This window comes from Cupriavidus sp. CuC1 (genome assembly GCF_044627735.1).
Lineage (GTDB): Bacteria > Pseudomonadota > Gammaproteobacteria > Burkholderiales > Burkholderiaceae > Cupriavidus > Cupriavidus ulmosensis.
The window spans coordinates 1-715 of record NZ_JBIUHC010000418.1 but is presented as its reverse complement, the minus strand read 5'-3'; the positions used below and the strand labels follow the sequence as shown (position 1 = coordinate 715).

The window sequence follows — 715 nt, the reverse complement described above, 5'->3', positions numbered from 1 at the left end:
GGGCGACGATCAGTCTCGCTCAGGCTGGGCGCGGCGGCGCGGTATGCTGGCGTGCGAAGTTAAACGGCAACAGGTCGCTGATGTCAGAGTCCGGCGCGCGCTGTGGCAGCTCTGTGAGGACATGAAGCAGATAGGCATACGGCTCGACGTTACAGGCGCGGCACGTAAGCATCAGGCTGTAGACCATGGCGCTCGCCTTCGCGCCAGCGACGGTGTCAGCGAAGAGCCAGGCCTTTCTCGCTGTGCAGAATGGCCGGATGTCTCTTTCTATCGCGTTATTGTCCACCGGGGCCCGTCCCTCGGTGACGTAGCGGCTCAGATATTCCCACTGGTTGCGCGCGTAGGCGATGGCCTTGCCCAGCAGGCTCTCTGGCAGTACCTGTGGCGCCTGCTCATCCAGCCATGCCTTGAAGGCGTTCAGCAGCGGCGCGCTGTGCTGTTGACGCAGCCGGTACGTGTAGTTGACACGCGTTTCGCCTTCGGGCAACTCTGCCTTGGCGAGCGTCTCGACCTCATACAGGGCTTTGAAGTACTCGAGCGCTTTTAGCGCTCGCGAGCTGGGCTTCTTCTGCCCCTTTTGCGCATCAACGAACATCCGTCTCGAATGCGCAAGACAACCGAAGTGCGTGACGCCTTCGAGGGTACGCCAGGCACTGTAGCCATCGGTCATTAGCATGCCCTCGTAGCCTGCGAGAAACGCCTGCGGATACTCCTG

The 715-nt window shown here is 61.5% G+C and carries 1 protein-coding gene; it reads right to left on the bottom strand.

Annotation, left to right across the window (positions count from 1 at the left end; translation table 11 throughout):
- Positions 1-19: 19 nt before the first annotated feature.
- A partial coding sequence (gene tnpC, locus ACGLHR_RS51995; RefSeq protein WP_400103967.1) for an IS66 family transposase occupies positions 20-715 on the bottom strand: 696 nt, incomplete at its 5' end.